Below are 16,336 nucleotides of genomic sequence, written 5' to 3' on the forward strand. Positions count from 1 at the left end.
CCGGACAGCCTTGGAAAGGCGCTAACGCCTCTTGACAGCTAACACGGTAGATCCCGGCGTTCGCCGGAACGACGAGAGATTTATGTATGAGCTCGCTCGCTCACCTCACAACAGCAAATCCAGCAGATGCGGGATCAGCGGAATGTCCGCGGGAGGCATCGGGTAGTCGCGCAGTTTGCCCGCGCGCACCCAGGCCAGCTGCTGGCCTTCGCGTGCGATCACCTGGCCTTCCCAGCGCCGGCAGATGTAGAGCGGCATCAACAGATGGAAGGTCTCGTAGGCGTGGCTGGCAAAGGTCAGCGGCGCCAGGCATGGCTCGCTGACGTCGATGCCGATCTCTTCATGCAGTTCGCGGATCAGCGTCTGCTCGGGCCGTTCGCCGGGCTCGACCTTGCCGCCGGGGAATTCCCACAAGCCCGCGAGCGCTTTGCCTTCCGGACGCTGCGCCAGCAGCACCCGTTTGTCGGCGTCGACCAGCGCGCAGGCAACCACGAGGGTTAGTTTGATGTCGGCCATGAGGGGCTGTTTGCAAGATTTTTGGGCAGGCGTGGAAGATTTCATTAACGAGCCAACCTCATGTCGCCAAACGATTTGTTTGCGGCTCGGGAACCCAAATTTAATTTGATGTTGGCAGGGTGCGTCCAGTTTCGGCCCAGAACAGGCATCCTATGCGCGCTTTTACTTCTCTGCTCAACCGCTTTCGTCGCGACCGCTCCGGCAATATCGCCGTGATATTTGCAATCGCGTCGCTGCCCATCATATCGGCGGTCGGATGTGCGGTCGACTATTCGCGGGCCACCCAGTTGCGCAGCAAATTGCAGGCGGCGATCGACGCGGCCAGCGTGGGCTCGGTCGCCAAGATCGCGCCCGGCTTCATCGCCGCGGGATCGATGACCTCGGATGGGCCGATCCCGGCCGGCGTCGCCGATGCCACCAACATCTTCAACGCCAACATGAACGGCGTCACCGGCTACACGCTCAACAGCATGACGCCGGCAATGACCAAGGCCGGGAGCGTCATCACCTCGACGGTTCAGTTCTCCGCCACGGTTCCGATGATGTTCCTCGGCGTGATAGGCAAGACCAGTGTCACCGTGACCGGCGCGTCGACCGCCACCACCAGCATGCCGCTCTATATCGATTTCTATCTGCTGATGGACAATTCGCCATCGATGGGCGTCGGCGCGACGCCGGCCGATGTAAGCAAGATGGTCAACAATACGTCGGACAAGTGTGCGTTTGCCTGTCACGATCTCAATAACAACAATAACTACTACAAGCTTGCAAAAACCCTCGGCGTGACCACGCGGATCGACGTGCTGCGCAGCGCGACCGAGCAGTTGATGGACACCGCGGCCGCTACCCAGACCTATTCGAGCCAGTTCCGGATGGCGATCTACGATTTTGGCGCATCTGCGGGCTCGGCCGGGCTAAGAGCCCTGTTTTCGCTGTCTTCCAGCCTGTCGAGCGCCAAGAGCGCGGCCGGCAACATCGACTTGATGACCGTCAACGGTCAGAACCAGAACAACGACCAGGACACCCAGTTCACCAGCATCATACCCGCGATCAACAGCGCGATCAGCGCGCCCGGTGCCGGCACGTCCTCGGCGCCGCTGAAGTATCTGTTCTTCGTGTCTGACGGCGTCGCCGACGAATACAATCCGGGAACGTGCATCAAGCCGACCACCAGCAGCGGACGCTGCCAGTCGCCGCTCAACGCGGCGCTCTGCACGGCGATCAAGTCTCGCGGCATCAAGATCGCGGTGCTCTACACCACCTATCTCGCGCTGCCGACCAACGCCTGGTACAACTCGTGGATCGCGCCGTTCAATACCGGGCCCTACGGGCCGTCGCCGAACAGCCAGATCGCGCAGAACATGCAGAGCTGCGCCTCGACCGGATTGTATTTCGAGGTCAGCCCGACGCAGGGCATTGCGGAAGCGATGAACGCGCTGTTCAAGAAGGCCATCGCCGACGCCCGGATCAGCGGCTAGGACCGCCGTCATTCGGGGCGATGCGAAGCATCGAACCTCAGATGCGCAAATGCGCATCGGGGAATCCAAGGATTCCGGGTTCAGTCCTGCGGACTGCCCCGGACTGACCGGATCACGACCGGTAGTCGCCGTTGATGGCGACGTATTCCTTGGTGAGGTCGCAGGTCAGCACGCGGTCGCGGCCCTTGCCGAGGCCGAGGGAGACCTTGATCTGAATCTTCGGGCTTTTCATCGCCTCGGAAACCTCCGCCTCGTTGTAGGACGGATCGCGCGCGCCGCTTTTGGCGACGCGGATGCCGTTGAACGAGATCGACAGCTTGTCGCGGTTGGCGGGCTCGCCGGCCTTGCCGACCGCCATCACCACGCGGCCCCAATTGGCGTCCTCGCCGGCGATCGCGGTCTTGACCAGCGGCGAATTCGCAATCGACATCGCGATCCGGCGCGCCGAGATGTTGGTGGTCGCGCCCTCGACGATGACCTCGACCAGTTTTCGCGCGCCTTCGCCGTCGCGGGCGACCTGCTCGGCAAGATCGGCGAGCACCGCGCGGAACGCCTTGGTGAAGGCTTTCAGCCTAGGGTCGCCGGCGCGGGTGATTTTTGGCGCGCCGGTGGCGGCGGCCGTTCCGGTGGCGAACGCCAGCAGCGTGTCCGACGTCGAGGTGTCGCTGTCGATGGTGAGGGCGTTGAAGGTATCCTGGACGCCGCTCTTGAGCAGCGATTGCAGCACGGCCGACGACAGCGGTGCGTCGGTAAACACGAAGGACAGCATGGTCGCCATGTCGGGCGCGATCATGCCGGCGCCCTTGGCCATGCCGTTGATGGTGACCTTGGCCTTGCCGAGTTTCACGGTCGCGGTCGCGACCTTCGGGAAGGTGTCGGTGGTCATGATCGCCCGGGCCGCGCCCATCCAGTCCGCGGGCGCAGCGCTCTCGGCCAGCGTGCCCAGCACGCCGTCGAATTTGGTGGCGTCAAGCGGCTCGCCGATCACGCCGGTGGAGGCGAGAAACACCTCATTTGGTTTGCATCCGACCGCCTTGGCGGCAATCGACGCCGTCAAGGTCGTGGCCTGCCGCCCAGTCTTGCCGGTGAAGGCATTGGCATTGCCGGAATTCACCACCAGCGCGCGCGCAAGCCCCTTGGACGAACCGCCGCCTTTGAGTTGGGCGCGGCACCATTCCACCGGGGCGCTTGGGCATTTCGATTGGGTGAAGACACCGGCCGCATTCGTTCCCTTGTCCATGATCGCGAGCAGCACGTCGGTGCGTCCCTTGTAGCGGATGCCGGCGGCGGCCGTGGCAAGCCGCACGCCCGCGATCACGGGCATGTCGGGGACTTCGGTCGGGGCGAGGGGGGAGACGGTTGATGACATCGGGGCGCCTTATCGACAGGAAGACTGAAGCGATATGGCCGGATCCGGAAAGCGCGAAGCGCTTAGGGATTCGCGGCCATCCACGTCTTCAGCATCCGTTGATGAAGGCCCTAAGACATGGATGCCCGGCACACCTGAGTGGGCCGGGCATGATGCCTAAATACTGAAGTCGAGCGGCGAAGTCGATTTTATTTCTTCGCCGGCGCCATCTTGGAGGCGTCCGGCTTGGCAGCCTCGGCCGGCTTCGCCGCCGGCTCGGCCGGCTTGTCCATGCGCTCGACCTTGGCGGCTTCGCGCAGCTTCGCCACGTAATCGGCCTGCGCCTTGCGCGTCACATAGGTTTCGATCTGGGGCTTGACCTGCTCGAAGTCGGGCGCCTTGCGGTTGCGCTTTTCCTCGACCTTGATGATGTGCCAGCCGAACTGCGATTTGACGGGATCGGAAATCTTGCCGGGCTCGAGCACGAACGCCACGGCCGAGAATTCCGGCACCATCTGCTCCTTGGTGAAGAAGCCGAGGTCGCCGCCGTCGGAGGCGCCGGGGTCCTTGGACTTTTTCTTGGCGAGATCCGCGAAATCGGCGCCCTTTTTCAGCTCTTCGGCGACCGCCTTGGCCTCGTCCTCGGTCTCGACCAGGATGTGCCGGGCGTGGACTTCGGCTTCGCCGGTGATCTGCTTGGAGGCCTCCTCATAGACCTTCTTCATGGCCTCGTCGGTGGTTGCCGCCTTGCCTTCGGTGGCCAGCAGGCTGTCCATCAAAAGACGGTTGCGCGCGAACGCTATGCGCCGCTTGAAGTCCTCGGAATTCTCGACCTTTTTATCCTCGGCGGCCTTGGCGACGATCTTGAGGTCGATCAGGAACGCCAGCACGTTGTCCTTCTTGGTCGCCGGGTCCATCTGGGCGAGGCTGGGGCCAAGTTCCTCTTCGGCCAGCGCGACGTCGCTCTGACGGATTTCCACGCCATTAACCTTCGCCAGAACGGGGTTGTCCTGGGCGCGGGCCGGCAGGCCGGCGGCCAGAACCGCAGCCAGGCAGGTCGTCAGGGCCAGGGAGGCCAAGCCGAAGCGCAGGCCGGTTTTCGTTTCCGGGAACGGGGAGGTCATGCAAAATCCTTGTCTTGAAGATGGGAATGCCAAAGGCGGCGGGACACTCGCCCAATCATGGCACCTTGGCAACGCGAAAAGTCTGTCAAAATGATGAATTCCTTGACATCTTGGCGACGTTGACAAGCCTGTGGCCCAGCCATATCTCTGCCGGAACCAATCGATGGCGATAGCACTTATTTTACTGGGCTTTTTGCCGTTGAACCTTAGCTTGCCTGAATCCCACTCACTTGGCGGATGACCCCCGGATCGGGGCGTTTGCCGCGACGCGTCACGGTGAGTTGATAGGCAACTTGGTGGATCACGTCACGGCCGCAACGCAAGACACGGCTTAGCAAGACACGGCATAGACAGGAACTCGGCATGATCGGCGCGCTCGCCCGCAAGTTTTTCGGCTCCGCAAATGACCGGCGGGTGAAGGGATACCAGTCCCGCGTCAACGCCATCAACGCGCTCGAGCCCGCGCTCGCCGCGCTGTCGGACGAGGCGCTGAAGGCCCGCACCGCCGAATTCCGCGAGCAACTCGCCAACGGCAAGACGCTCGACGACCTCCTGGTTCCGGCCTTTGCCACCGTGCGCGAGGCGGCCAAGCGGACCCTCGGCCAGCGCCATTTCGACGTCCAGCTGATCGGCGGCATGGTTCTGCACGAGGGCGACATCGCCGAGATGAAGACCGGCGAAGGCAAGACGCTGGTCGCGACGCTTGCGGTCTATCTCAACGCGCTGGCGGCTAAGGGCGTCCACGTCGTCACCGTCAACGACTACCTCGCCCGCCGCGACTCCGAATGGATGGGGCAGATCTATAATTTCCTCGGACTGAGCGTCGGCGTGATCGTCCACGGCCTCGACGATGCCGAGCGCAAGGAAGCCTATTCGCGCGACATCACCTACGGCACCAACAACGAATACGGTTTCGACTATCTGCGCGACAACATGAAGTACCGCCTGGAGGACATGGTCCAGCGCAGCCACTTCTACGCCATCGTCGACGAAGTCGACTCGATCCTGATCGACGAGGCGCGTACGCCCCTGATCATCTCCGGCCCGCTCGACGACCGCTCGGAGTTCTACAACACCATCGACACCTTCCTGCCCAAGCTCGACAAGACCGATTACGACGTCGACGAGAAGCAGCGCACGGTGACGCTGACCGAAGCCGGCATGGAGAAGATCGAAACCCTGCTGCGTGACGCCGGCCAGCTCAAGGGCGAGTCGCTCTACGACGTCGAGAACGTCTCGGTGGTTCACCACATCAATCAGGCGCTACGCGCACATTCGCTGTTCAACCGCGACAAGGACTACATCGTCCGCGACGGCGAGGTCATCATCATCGACGAATTCACCGGCCGCATGATGCAGGGCCGGCGCTATTCCGAAGGCCTGCACCAGGCGCTGGAAGCCAAGGAGCATGTCCAGGTCCAGCCGGAAAACCAGACGCTGGCCTCGATCACCTTCCAGAACTATTTCCGGATGTACGCCAAGCTCGCCGGCATGACCGGCACCGCGCTGACCGAAGCCGACGAACTGTTCGACATCTACAAGCTCGAGGTCGTCGAAATCCCGACCAACGTGCCGGTGGCGCGCCTCGACGAGGACGACGAGGTCTATCGCACCCAGACCGAGAAATACGCCGCGATCCTGGCCGAGATCGAACGCGCCAACGCGCGGCTGCAGCCGGTGCTGGTCGGCACCGCCTCGATCGAGAAGTCGGAAGTGCTGGCCGAGTACCTGAAGAACCACGGCTACAAGCAGATCGATTTCGGCTCGGAATCCGGTATGGAGAAGCTCTATGCCGCGGCGCGCGCGGGCAAGCCTGCGAAACTGTTCGCGGTGCTGAACGCGCGCTTCCACGAACAGGAAGCCTATATCGTCGCGGAAGCCGGCGTCCCCGGCGCGATCACGATCGCGACCAACATGGCCGGCCGTGGTACCGACATCAAGCTCGGCGGTTCGCTCGAGATGCGGATCCTGCAGGAGACCGCGCACATCACCGACGAGGCCGAGAAGGCCGCCAAGATCGAACTCATCAAGGCCGACATCGAGCGTTTCCGCGAGATCGTGCTGAAGGCCGAAGACGTCGTCGAAATCGAACCCGCCAAGGGTTCGAAGCCGGCCAAGACCATCACAAAGCCCGGCGGGCTCTACATCATGGGTTCGGAACGCCATGAATCGCGGCGCATCGACAACCAGCTGCGCGGCCGCTCCGGCCGTCAGGGCGACCCCGGACGCTCGAAATTCTTCCTGTCGCTGGAAGACGATTTGATGCGGATCTTCGGGTCCGACCGGCTCGATACCATGCTGACGCGGCTCGGCCTCAAAGAGGGCGAGGCGATCATCCATCCCTGGATCAACAAGGCGCTGGAGAAAGCGCAGCAGAAGGTCGAGGCGCGCAACTTCGACATCCGCAAGAATTTGCTCAAATTCGACAACGTCCAGAACGACCAGCGCAAGGTGATCTTCGACCAGCGCGTCGACCTGATGAAGGACGACAGCGTCGCCGAGACCGTCGCCGACATGCGCCACGCCTTCGTCGAGGACGTCGTGACCAAGCACGTGCCCGAACATGCCTATGCCGAGCAGTGGGACGTCACCGGCCTCAAGGACGAGTTGAAGCGCGTGCTCGACGTCGACCTGCCGGTCGATGAATGGGCCAAGGAAGAGGGCATCGCCGACGAGGAATTGCTGGCGCGCATCGAGAAGCATGTCGACGAGCGCATGGCGGCCAAGGTCGCGCAATGGGGCCCCGACGTGATGCGCTACGTCGAAAAGACCATTCTGCTGCAGACGCTGGATCATCTCTGGCGCGAGCATCTGGTGATGCTCGACCATCTGCGCCAGGTGATCGGCCTGCGCGGCTACGGCCAGCGCGATCCGTTGCAGGAATACAAGTCGGAAGCCTTCAGCCTGTTCGAGGCGATGATCGCGCATCTGCGCGAGGCGGTGACGGCGCAGTTGATGCGGGTCGAGATCGTTCCGCCGGAAGAAGCACAGCCGGCGTTGCCGGTGATGGAAGCGCACAAGCTCAACCCGGATACCGGCGAAGACGAGATGGCGTTCGCCAATGCCTCGCTGGTGCCCGAGGTCAGCGCCGCCGACCGCGATCCCAAAAATCCCGCCACCTGGGGCAAGGTCGGCCGCAACGAGGATTGTCCCTGCGGCTCCGGCAAGAAGTTCAAGCACTGCCACGGCAAGTACGGCTGAGCTGCTCAGCGTAACCGTCCGCGAAGGCGGTATCTCAGGGTGGGCAAAAGGCGCGTAAGCGCCGTGCCCACCATCTTCTCTCCCGGTAAATTCAGGTTGAATGGTGGGCACGCTTTCGCTTTGCCCACCCTACGCTTCTGCGGCTCGGAGGGCTTACTTCACCGCCCCGAAGCGGCTGTCGAACGAGTTCGACGAGACGATCGGCGCCGATCCGGCGACCTGCGCGGGAGCGGCCGGAGCCGGGGTATCGGTCACCGATGGTTTCAGCGGCGGCCGGGTTGCGGCTTGCTTGGGTTCGGCCTTCGGCGCTGACGTCTTCGGTATCGCAGCCTCTGCGCGCGGCGCTGGCTCGGACCGCTTGGCCTCGATAACTTTCGGCTTCGCGGGTGCGGGCGGCGGTGTGCTTGAGGTGCTCGCGGTTGCATCGCCGCCGCCAATGCCGACCTTGCGGGCCAGGCTGGAGAACCATCCGTCGGATTGTGCGGCCGGCGCGGCGTTGGCGACCCGTGTCGGGGCCGGGGTCGAGGCTGTCGGTCCGGCTGTTGGCGCGCTGGCGACCGCAGCAAGCTTCGGCTCCTGCGGCGCGCCGAGCAGGAGATTGTCGGAAGGCGCGCGCGGCGGGTTGACGTGGGAGGGGATGGTGCCGGGGGCGCGGGCCAGCGAGAGCGCCGCCAGTCCCTGGCTGTCGCCGCCTTCCGAGAGCCCGGTGCTGGCTTCAGGAACGCGCGCGGCGAATACCTTGTGCATGCCGCCGTCGATGCCGGTGTTGAGCCGCGCGACCGGCGTGCCCTTCGAAATCAGCTTGGCGGTTTCCGCGGCCTCGGTCTGCTGCTTCTCGCGCACAGCGTCGGCGACTCCCTCGGGGATTGCATAGGCCGGGCATTTACCTGACGCGTCGAACACCGGGTCGCGCGTGGCGTTGGGCGCCCTGATGGCGTCGAACACGTATTTCTTCTCGCAGAAATCGACCTTCGGCTCGTGCTTCGTCACCTCGAAATGATCGTAGCCTTGCTTGATCATTCTCCAGAACGGCATGTTCGGATTGTTGCGATGCTTCGCCATGTTGATCGGCGTCATCTTGAACGGATAGGCCTGCAGCTGGAACGACTTCTGGCCGCCAAAGAAGGACTCGCGCCCCAGCGAATAGATTTCCGCGATCTGCTCGTCGGTCATCGCGTAGCAGCCGCGCGAGGAGCAGTCGCCATGCACCATCAGCTGCGATCCGGTGCGGCCGAGCGCCTTGTCGAATGCGTTGGGATAGCCGGTGTTGAACGACAGATAATAGGCCGACTGCGGATTCATCTGCGCCGGTGAGATCGAATAGAAGCCTTCCGGCGCCTGGCGGTCGCCCTCTTTGATCTTCGGTCCGAGATCGCCCGACCAGCGGCAGATCGGATAGGTCTTCAGCAGCGCGAAGCGGCCGGAACGATCCTGCTTCCAGATTTCGAGTTCGGCTTCCTGCTTGAACAGCCGGACCAGGATCGGCGAATTCAGGTCCATATCCTTGGCGACCATGTCCGCGATCAGTTTCGGCGGAACCGGCTGGTTGGCCTTGGCATTGTTGGCCAGCGAAATCTCGTCGCTGTTGCAGCCGGCCAGCATGACGCTGGCCGCGAGGGCAGCCGACGTGATGAGCGCGCGAACCAGCGAGCGATAAATCAAAAGCTAAGCTCCACACCCATCGGGCAATTTTCGCACCCCAACCACAGCGTCATGCCCTGAAGCCGATGTATAAAATCTTACCCTTTAGGCCGATTTGTCGCAACTCGAACCCGCCGCACAAGCCGGTACCTTGGCGGGCATGGTCAACAGACCTTAAAGAACGCGGTCGGGGCATAATTGCGGCCAAATTCAACGATTTGGCGAAAAATCGGCGATTTTGCGATCGGGCCTGCCGCGTTAGCGGCTCGCAGCCGCTTGATCTCCCCAAAAGGCAGGGAATCGAGCCCGTTCAGCCCAGTTTGCGGCCGATATCGAGGAATTTCTGCCGCCGCTGCTTGCGCACCGCATCCGCATCGAGGTTGCGGAGGTCGTTGAAGGCCTGGGCGATGGCATCGCCGGTGGAGGCGATGATGGCGGCGGGGTCGCGATGGGCGCCGCCCGGGGGCTCTTTCAGGATCTGGTCGATGACGCCGAATCGCAGCATGTCCTGGGCGGTGATCTTCATGCTGGTGGCGGCTTCCTGGGCCTTGGTGCCGTCCCGCCACAGGATCGAGGACGCCGCTTCAGGCGAGATCACACTATAGATCGCGTGTTCGAACATCAGCACGCGGTTGGCGGTGGTGATCGCAATCGCCCCGCCGGACATGCCTTCGCCGGTGATGATCGCGACATTGGGCACGCCGAGCGACAGGCAGGCGTCGGTGGACCGCGCGATCGCTTCCGCCTGTCCGCGTTCCTCGGCGCCGATGCCGGGATAGGCGCCGGCCGAATCAACGATCGACAGCACGGGGATGCCGAACCGGTCGGCCAGCTCCATCAGGCGAACGGCTTTGCGATAGCCTTCAGGGCGCGCCATGCCGAAATTGTGCTTGATACGGCTTTCGGTGGTGGCGCCCTTTTCCTGGCCGACCACGCAGATGGCTTCGCCGCGGAAGCGGCCGAAGCCACCCATCAGCGCTTCGTCCTCGCCGAACTTGCGGTCGCCCGCCATCGGCGTGAATTCCGTGATCAGCGTGTTGATGAAATCGGTGAAGTGCGGCCGCTGCGGATGGCGTGCCACCAGCGTCTTCTGCCATGGCGTCAGGCTGGCATAGAGGTCGGTCAGCGCCTGCGACGCCTTGTCCTCGATTCGCGCAATCTCATCGCCGATGTCGCTGCCGGTCGCAGCCAGCGCGCGCAACTCGTCGACCTTGGCCTCGAGTTCGGCGACGGGTTTTTCGAAGTCGAGGTAGCTGCGCATCTGATCCGGCATCAAACCAATATAGGGAGGAACTTAGCTGCGGGCGAAGTGGTTTCGTCTTTGAGAAAGAAGATTAGTCTCTTCAACGATTTAGCTGACGTTCTGGGCGGAGGCCCATGGCGGGTAGCGATAGAGTGAGGCTGTTTCGGGGGAGAAGGCGTCGAAGTCAAGGCGGCATACTTGCTGGATACGCGGAAGTCTACTTCTCCGCCAGCGGATGCAGGTCGCGCACCAGGCTCTTGAGCCGCTCCTCGACCACATGGGTATAGATCTGCGTGGTCGAAATATCAGTGTGGCCAAGCAGCGTTTGCACGATGCGCAGGTCGGCGCCGTTGTGCAGGAGGTGACTGGCGAAGGCGTGACGCAGCACATGCGGTGAGACCAGCCGCGGCGCCAGCCCCGAGGCGGATGCAAGCTCTTTGAGGTCGCGCGCGAAATGCTGCCGCGTCAGATGTCCGCTTTCGCCGAAGGAGGGAAACAGCCATTTCGAGGCGGGGGCGTTTTTCTTCTTCTCGGGCTTCAGCGCTTCCATCGCGGCGAGGTAATCGGCCATCGCCTGCCGCGACGCCTCGTTCAGTGGTACCAGCCGTTCCTTGTTGCCCTTGCCGCGCACCACGATCATGCGGGCGTCGCGGCGCGCCGCCGACAGCGGCAACGCCACCAGTTCGGAAACGCGCAGGCCGGTGGCGTAGAGCACTTCGAGCAGGCAATGCAGCCGCAGCGCGCGAAGCCGCTGCTGAGGCGAGGCGTCGGTTTCGGTGAGCTCCTTGGACCGCGTCAGCATGCGGTCGACGTCCGCGATCGACAGTACCTTGGGCAGGCTGCGGCCGCGTTTCGGGCCGGACAGGATCGCCGCGGGATCGTCGCTGCGGATTCGCTCATTGAGCAGGAAGCGGAACAGATGGCGCAGCGCGGAGAGACGCCGCGCGACGGTAGTGGATTTGAAGCCGCGGGAATCGAGATCAGCGAGATAGTCCCGCAGCGTCTGGGTCTCGGCACCGGCAAAACTTTGGCCGGCGCGGCCCAAAAATTCGGAAAAATCCGTGAGGTCGCGGCGATAGGCGTCGAGCGTATTGTCGCCCGCCCCCTGTTCCGCCGCGAGCATGTCGAGGAACAGGTTGGTCAGCTTTGGGTCTGAATTCGTCTTCGAAATGGTCTTGGAAGTGTTCCTGGGGCCCATCCTTGAGACCATAGCGCCTATTTCTTGAGGAACTTATCCGGAGGGATCGTCACGATCATTTCCCGTGGCTTCGGATTGACGAAATTCGCCAGGGCGAAGACCACACCATAGCCGATCCCGGCGATAATGCCGACGACCGTCAAAAAGCGGAACAGACTGGGCATCAGGGCGCCTTGAGGGCGGGCTTGAGAGTGACCTTGGGCCGCGAATTAACCATTGAAATCATCGGGGTTGGACGCACCTGACTACCTACATGTTCCCCTTGGCGTTGCAAGAGTCTCTGGCATGGGTATCGGCGGGGGTAGTATAGGTGGCGCAGAAACGCGGAAAATCCGCAGCTGACAGAGTTTGGGATGCCCGAGACCGCCATACCGGCACAAGCAAGCACCCCCCAGGAGGCCGAGATCGCGGCGGCGCTGGGGCGGCGTTCGATCGTGCTTGTCGGCATGATGGGCGCCGGCAAATCCACCATTGGCCGTCGGCTGGCGGCCCGGCTGCGGCTGCCATTCCTCGATGCCGATATCGAGATCGAGGCGGCCCATGCCGGTGTGACCATCCCGGAGATATTCGCAACCCACGGCGAGCCCTATTTTCGCGACGGCGAAGCGCGCGTGATCGCCCGCCTGCTGGATGGTGGGCCGGCGGTGATCGCCACCGGCGGTGGCGCCTTCATGCGCGAGGAAACCCGCAAGAGGATCGCCGACAAAGCGGTGTCGATCTGGCTCAAGGCGGACATCGACGTGATCATGAAGCGCGTCAAGCGTCGCGCAGACCGGCCGCTGCTGCAGACCGAGGATCCGGTTGCGACGGTCGCCCGCCTGCTCGAAGCCCGCGAGCCGGTCTATCAGGGGGCTGATCTGACGATCCTGTCGCGCGACGTGCCGCATGACCGGATTGTCGATGAATGCATGGACGCCCTGCGCGGCAGGTTGTGTGGCCACGCCGCGCCGCCAGCCCAGGAGTCAACGACGACAGCAACGACGGCACCAACGGACGGGATAAGCGCTACCTCATGACGGCACCACTGAAACACTCTGACCCCATCACCGTCGACGTCGCGCTCGGCGACCGCGCCTATGACATCATCATCGGCCGCGACGTACTGCAGACTCTGGGCGCGCGGATCGCCGCGCTGCGGCCGGGCGTGCGGACCGCCATCGTCACCGACCGCACCGTTGCCAAACACTGGCTCGAACCAGCGCAAGCGTCGCTGGCCGCGGCCGGCATCCCGACGTCGCATGTCATTGTGGAGGAGGGCGAGGGGTCGAAAACCTATGCCGGACTGGAGAAGGTCTCCGAGGCGCTGATCGCAGCCAAGATCGAGCGCAACGACCTCGTGATCGCGCTCGGCGGCGGCGTCGTCGGCGACCTCGCGGGATTCGCGGCGGCGATCCTGCGACGCGGGGTTGATTTCGTGCAGGTGCCGACCTCGCTGCTGGCGCAGGTGGATTCCTCCGTCGGCGGCAAGACCGGCATCAACTCGCCGCAGGGAAAAAATCTGCTCGGCGCGTTTCATCAGCCGGTGCTTGTTATCGCCGACACCTCAGTCCTGGACTCGCTGTCGCCGCGCCAGTTCCGCTCCGGCTATGCCGAAGTCGCCAAATATGGCGTGCTCGGTGATGAAGCCTTCTTCGCCTGGCTCGAGACCAATCACTCCGGCATCTTCTCCGGCAGCGCGGCGCGCGAGCATGCGATTGCCACTTCGTGCCGCGCCAAGGCCGCGATCGTGTCGCGCGACGAGCGCGAAACCGGCGAACGCGCGCTGCTCAATCTCGGCCATACCTTCGGCCATGCGCTGGAGGCCGCAACCGGCTTTTCCGATCGCCTGTTCCACGGCGAGGGCGTTGCCATCGGCACGGTGCTGGCGGCGGAATTTTCCGAAAGCCTCGGCACGATCTCGCCAGCCGACGCCGCACGCGTCGAGCGGCATCTGGCTTCGGTTGGCTTGCCGACCCGGTTGCAGGACATCGCCGGCTTCACCCAGGAAGGGCTGGCGGATGCCGATACGCTGATGGCGTTGATGGCGCAGGACAAGAAGGTCAAGCGCGGCAAGCTCACCTTCATCCTGCTGGAGGCGGTGGGGCGCGCGGTGATCGCAAACGACGTCGAGCCGGCATCGGTTCGCGCCTTCCTGCAACAGAAGCTGTCGGAATGAGAACGGGACTGTCAGGGCGCATCATGGAGCCGTCGCGCGGGCTTGGTGCCGTCGCGAGGCAGTCATGAGTTCGACCGCGTTCAATCTGCTGCTTGCGTTCCTCCTGCTCGCCGCCAACGCGTTCTACGTGGCGGCCGAGTTTGCGCTGGTGAAGAGCCGGGGGTTTCGCATCAGGGCGATGGTCGAGCAGGACCGGTTCGGCGCGCGCCTGCTGCAGGGCATGATGGGCAACATCGAGGCCTATCTCGCGTGCTGCCAGCTCGGCATTACCATGGCCTCGCTCGGCCTCGGCTGGGTCGGCGAGCCCACCGTTTCTGCGCTGCTCGAACCGTTGCTGATCCCGCTCGGAATGTCGCAAGCCACGTTGCACTTCGTGTCGTTCATCGCCGGGTTCCTGGTGTTCTCCTCGCTGCACATCGTGATCGGCGAGCAGGTGCCGAAGACGCTGGCGATCAGGCAACCGATGCCGGTTTCGCAATGGATCGCGTATCCGCTCTATTTGTCCTATCTGGTTTTCTGGCCGCTGAACTGGCTCCTCAACAGCGCGTCACGCGGAATTTTGCGCCTGCTCGGCGTGCAGGAATCCTCACAGCATGAAATCCTCACCGACTCCGAGATCGAGGGGCTGGTGGAGGAATCGGCCGTGCACGGCGGCATCGAAAGCGGCGAGGCCGAATACATCCACAATGTTTTCCGCTTTGGCGATCTTGCCGTGTCTGACGTCATGGTGCACCGCACCGCCATGGTGATGATCAATGCCGATCTGCCGCCGGACGAACTGGTGCGCGAGGTGCTGGCGACCGAATACACCCGCATCCCGCTGTGGCGCGACAAGCCGGAAAACATCATCGGCGTGCTGCACGCCAAGGATCTGCTGCGCGCGATCCGCGCCTCCGACGGTGATACCTCGCGTATCAACGTTGCGGCCATCATGCTGCCGCCATGGTTCGTGCCGGAGATGCGGCCTCTGTCCGAACAGCTCAAGGCGTTCCGCCGCCGCAAAACCCACTTCGCGCTCGTCGTCGACGAGTATGGCGAAGTCGAAGGCATGGTGACGCTGGAAGACGTTCTGGAAGAAATCGTCGGCGACATTTCCGATGAGCACGACGTGGTCGTGGCCGGCGTCCGCGCCCAGCCCGACGGCTCCGTGGTGGTCGATGGTTCGGTGCCGATCCGCGATCTCAACCGTGCCATGAACTGGCATCTGCCCGACGAGGAGGCGACCACGATCGCCGGTCTCGTAATTCACGAGGCGCGTTCGATCCCCGAGCGCGGCCAGAGTTTTACTTTCCACGGCTTCCGCTTCCGCGTGCTGCGCCGCGAGCGCAACCGCATCACCGCCTTGCGGATCGTGCCGGTGCCGCGCGAGGCCGAAGAACAGAAGCCGAGGCGGGCGGGCACGGCGTTCTGAGCGCCGCCCGCGCAATGGCGGTCAAGCCGGGATGGCGCGGTTTCCGCGATAGTCATAGGCAATCGCCGTCTTGAAGTCGTCGATCCTGCCAATGATGAGTGCTCGATAATCTTCCGCGGAAATTCCGTGATCCGCTACCCGCGTCAGGCCGCGCGAGACCGGGATCAGCAGGTCGCCTGCCGTGTTGCCGCGCAAGGAGTGAATGGCCGCGGCATCGCCGCCTTGCGCGCCAAGGCCGGGAGCCAGGATGATCGAGCGGGGCAGCAATTGGCGCAGGCGCCGGCCTTCATGCGGCACGGTCGCGCCGACCACCGCGCCCACCGCGTTCAAACGAGAGGCACTGCTGGCGTTGACACCCATCGCAGCAATGAGATCGGCGAAGCGGTCGGAAACAAGGCGATTGCCCGTCATCTTGTCCTGCAGCCAGCCCGCGCCGGGATTGGACGTACGGCAGAGCACGAACAGCCCCTTGCCGAACCGGTTCGCGCATTCCACGAAAGGTTCGAGCGTATCCGGGCCCATCAAGGGATTGACGGTCAGGCAGTCGGCTTCGAAGTCGCCGCTGCCACCGGCGGAAGCCGGGGTCAGATAGGCGCGGGCGTAGGCGGCGGCGGTGGCACCGATATCGCCTCGCTTGGCGTCGAGAATGACGCCGATGCCCGCGGCCCTTGCTTTCTTGATCCCGGAAGCGAGTGCCGTGAGGCCCGTCAATCCGCATGCTTCAAAATAAGCCGACTGGAATTTGACGAAGCCGATACGTCCCTCGATGGTTTCGATGGTGAAATTGACGAAGCGGTCGATCCAGCCGCTGTCGTGGCCGAAGAATTCAGGGATATCGGAAAGCGACGGGTCGATGCCGGCGACGAGATCGCCAAATCTGGCAACGTTTCGCTCGACCAGTTCAATCCATGAAGGAGCGTCCATCGATTGTCTTTCCGGAAGAATATGCCGTCACCGCTTTCAGCCGTGAGCGTTCGAATAACATTCCCCCGCAGGCCAAGGGGAATGAAGTTCGAGTTTC

13 protein-coding genes are annotated in these 16,336 nt (G+C 63.4%); 5 read left to right on the forward strand and 8 right to left on the reverse strand.

What is annotated here, in order from left to right; genetic code table 11:
* Window positions 1-105: 105 nt before the first annotated feature.
* On the reverse strand, window positions 106-516 hold the full coding sequence (locus JQ597_RS36100) for a (deoxy)nucleoside triphosphate pyrophosphohydrolase (protein ID WP_212035802.1): 411 nt from the start codon (window positions 514-516) through the stop codon (window positions 106-108).
* A 152-nt stretch (window positions 517-668) separates the two neighbouring features.
* Between JQ597_RS36100 and JQ597_RS36105 the strand changes: the two genes are divergently transcribed.
* The gene (locus JQ597_RS36105) at window positions 669-1,994 is read left to right on the forward strand and encodes a TadE/TadG family type IV pilus assembly protein (protein WP_212270149.1); all 1,326 of its coding nucleotides are present in this window, start codon (window positions 669-671) and stop codon (window positions 1,992-1,994) included.
* Window positions 1,995-2,106: 112 nt separating this feature from the next.
* Here JQ597_RS36105 and argJ read toward each other — a convergent pair whose 3' ends face one another.
* The gene (gene argJ, locus JQ597_RS36110; RefSeq protein ID WP_212270150.1) at window positions 2,107-3,363 is read right to left on the reverse strand and encodes a bifunctional glutamate N-acetyltransferase/amino-acid acetyltransferase ArgJ; all 1,257 of its coding nucleotides are present in this window, start codon (window positions 3,361-3,363) and stop codon (window positions 2,107-2,109) included.
* Between the two features lie 188 nt (window positions 3,364-3,551).
* Window positions 3,552-4,466 (reverse strand): peptidylprolyl isomerase, encoded by a 915-nt coding sequence (locus tag JQ597_RS36115; protein WP_212270151.1) that lies wholly within the window; start codon window positions 4,464-4,466, stop codon window positions 3,552-3,554.
* Between the two features lie 363 nt (window positions 4,467-4,829).
* Between JQ597_RS36115 and secA the strand changes: the two genes are divergently transcribed.
* On the forward strand, window positions 4,830-7,667 hold the full coding sequence (gene secA / locus JQ597_RS36120) for a preprotein translocase subunit SecA (RefSeq protein WP_212270152.1): 2,838 nt from the start codon (window positions 4,830-4,832) through the stop codon (window positions 7,665-7,667).
* Window positions 7,668-7,820: 153 nt separating this feature from the next.
* Here the strand turns inward: secA and JQ597_RS36125 are convergent, their stop codons facing one another.
* The 4 genes from JQ597_RS36125 to JQ597_RS36140 all read right to left on the reverse strand — a co-directional run bounded on the left by JQ597_RS36125 (window position 7,821) and on the right by JQ597_RS36140 (window position 11,913).
* Entirely contained in the window at window positions 7,821-9,329 is a 1,509-nt protein-coding gene (locus JQ597_RS36125) for a L,D-transpeptidase family protein (protein WP_212270153.1), read from the reverse strand.
* A gap of 289 nt (window positions 9,330-9,618) precedes the next feature.
* Window positions 9,619-10,581, reverse strand: a complete 963-nt coding sequence (locus JQ597_RS36130) for an acetyl-CoA carboxylase carboxyltransferase subunit alpha (protein ID WP_212270154.1) — start codon at window positions 10,579-10,581, stop codon at window positions 9,619-9,621.
* A 187-nt stretch (window positions 10,582-10,768) separates the two neighbouring features.
* Window positions 10,769-11,749: a site-specific tyrosine recombinase XerD gene (xerD, locus tag JQ597_RS36135; protein WP_212270172.1), complete on the reverse strand. Its 981-nt coding sequence runs from the start codon at window positions 11,747-11,749 to the stop codon at window positions 10,769-10,771.
* Window positions 11,750-11,766: 17 nt separating this feature from the next.
* On the reverse strand, window positions 11,767-11,913 hold the full coding sequence (locus tag JQ597_RS36140) for a histidine kinase (RefSeq protein ID WP_209839018.1): 147 nt from the start codon (window positions 11,911-11,913) through the stop codon (window positions 11,767-11,769).
* A 189-nt stretch (window positions 11,914-12,102) separates the two neighbouring features.
* Here JQ597_RS36140 and JQ597_RS36145 point away from each other — a divergent pair, with 189 nt between their 5' ends.
* From JQ597_RS36145 to JQ597_RS36155, 3 genes are all read left to right on the forward strand, one after another.
* Window positions 12,103-12,765, forward strand: a complete 663-nt coding sequence (locus JQ597_RS36145) for a shikimate kinase (protein WP_212270155.1) — start codon at window positions 12,103-12,105, stop codon at window positions 12,763-12,765.
* Window positions 12,762-13,904 (forward strand): 3-dehydroquinate synthase, encoded by a 1,143-nt coding sequence (gene aroB / locus JQ597_RS36150; protein WP_212270156.1) that lies wholly within the window; start codon window positions 12,762-12,764, stop codon window positions 13,902-13,904. The genes JQ597_RS36145 and aroB overlap by 4 nt, the downstream gene beginning before the upstream one ends.
* A 64-nt stretch (window positions 13,905-13,968) precedes the next feature.
* Entirely contained in the window at window positions 13,969-15,315 is a 1,347-nt protein-coding gene (locus tag JQ597_RS36155) for a hemolysin family protein (RefSeq protein ID WP_212270157.1), read from the forward strand.
* Window positions 15,316-15,336: 21 nt separating this feature from the next.
* Here the strand turns inward: JQ597_RS36155 and pyrF are convergent, their stop codons facing one another.
* On the reverse strand, window positions 15,337-16,239 hold the full coding sequence (gene pyrF, locus JQ597_RS36160) for an orotidine-5'-phosphate decarboxylase (RefSeq protein ID WP_212270158.1): 903 nt from the start codon (window positions 16,237-16,239) through the stop codon (window positions 15,337-15,339).
* Window positions 16,240-16,336 lie beyond the last annotated feature (97 nt).

Source organism: Bradyrhizobium sp. AUGA SZCCT0177 (assembly GCF_018130125.1).
GTDB lineage: Bacteria > Pseudomonadota > Alphaproteobacteria > Rhizobiales > Xanthobacteraceae > Bradyrhizobium.

What these genes read in the sequence shown, in the direction of transcription:
- JQ597_RS36100 (WP_212035802.1), bottom strand. Translation starts at nt 516, where the DNA reads ATGGCCGACATCAAACTAACCCTCGTGGTTGCCTGCGCGCTGGTCGAC.
- JQ597_RS36105 (WP_212270149.1), top strand. Translation starts at nt 669, where the DNA reads ATGCGCGCTTTTACTTCTCTGCTCAACCGCTTTCGTCGCGACCGCTCC.
- argJ (WP_212270150.1), bottom strand. Translation starts at nt 3,363, where the DNA reads ATGTCATCAACCGTCTCCCCCCTCGCCCCGACCGAAGTCCCCGACATG.
- JQ597_RS36115 (WP_212270151.1), bottom strand. Translation starts at nt 4,466, where the DNA reads ATGACCTCCCCGTTCCCGGAAACGAAAACCGGCCTGCGCTTCGGCTTG.
- secA (WP_212270152.1), top strand. Translation starts at nt 4,830, where the DNA reads ATGATCGGCGCGCTCGCCCGCAAGTTTTTCGGCTCCGCAAATGACCGG.
- JQ597_RS36130 (WP_212270154.1), bottom strand. Translation starts at nt 10,581, where the DNA reads ATGCCGGATCAGATGCGCAGCTACCTCGACTTCGAAAAACCCGTCGCC.
- xerD (WP_212270172.1), bottom strand. Translation starts at nt 11,749, where the DNA reads ATGGGCCCCAGGAACACTTCCAAGACCATTTCGAAGACGAATTCAGAC.
- JQ597_RS36140 (WP_209839018.1), bottom strand. Translation starts at nt 11,913, where the DNA reads ATGCCCAGTCTGTTCCGCTTTTTGACGGTCGTCGGCATTATCGCCGGG.
- JQ597_RS36145 (WP_212270155.1), top strand. Translation starts at nt 12,103, where the DNA reads ATGCCCGAGACCGCCATACCGGCACAAGCAAGCACCCCCCAGGAGGCC.
- aroB (WP_212270156.1), top strand. Translation starts at nt 12,762, where the DNA reads ATGACGGCACCACTGAAACACTCTGACCCCATCACCGTCGACGTCGCG.
- JQ597_RS36155 (WP_212270157.1), top strand. Translation starts at nt 13,969, where the DNA reads ATGAGTTCGACCGCGTTCAATCTGCTGCTTGCGTTCCTCCTGCTCGCC.
- pyrF (WP_212270158.1), bottom strand. Translation starts at nt 16,239, where the DNA reads ATGGACGCTCCTTCATGGATTGAACTGGTCGAGCGAAACGTTGCCAGA.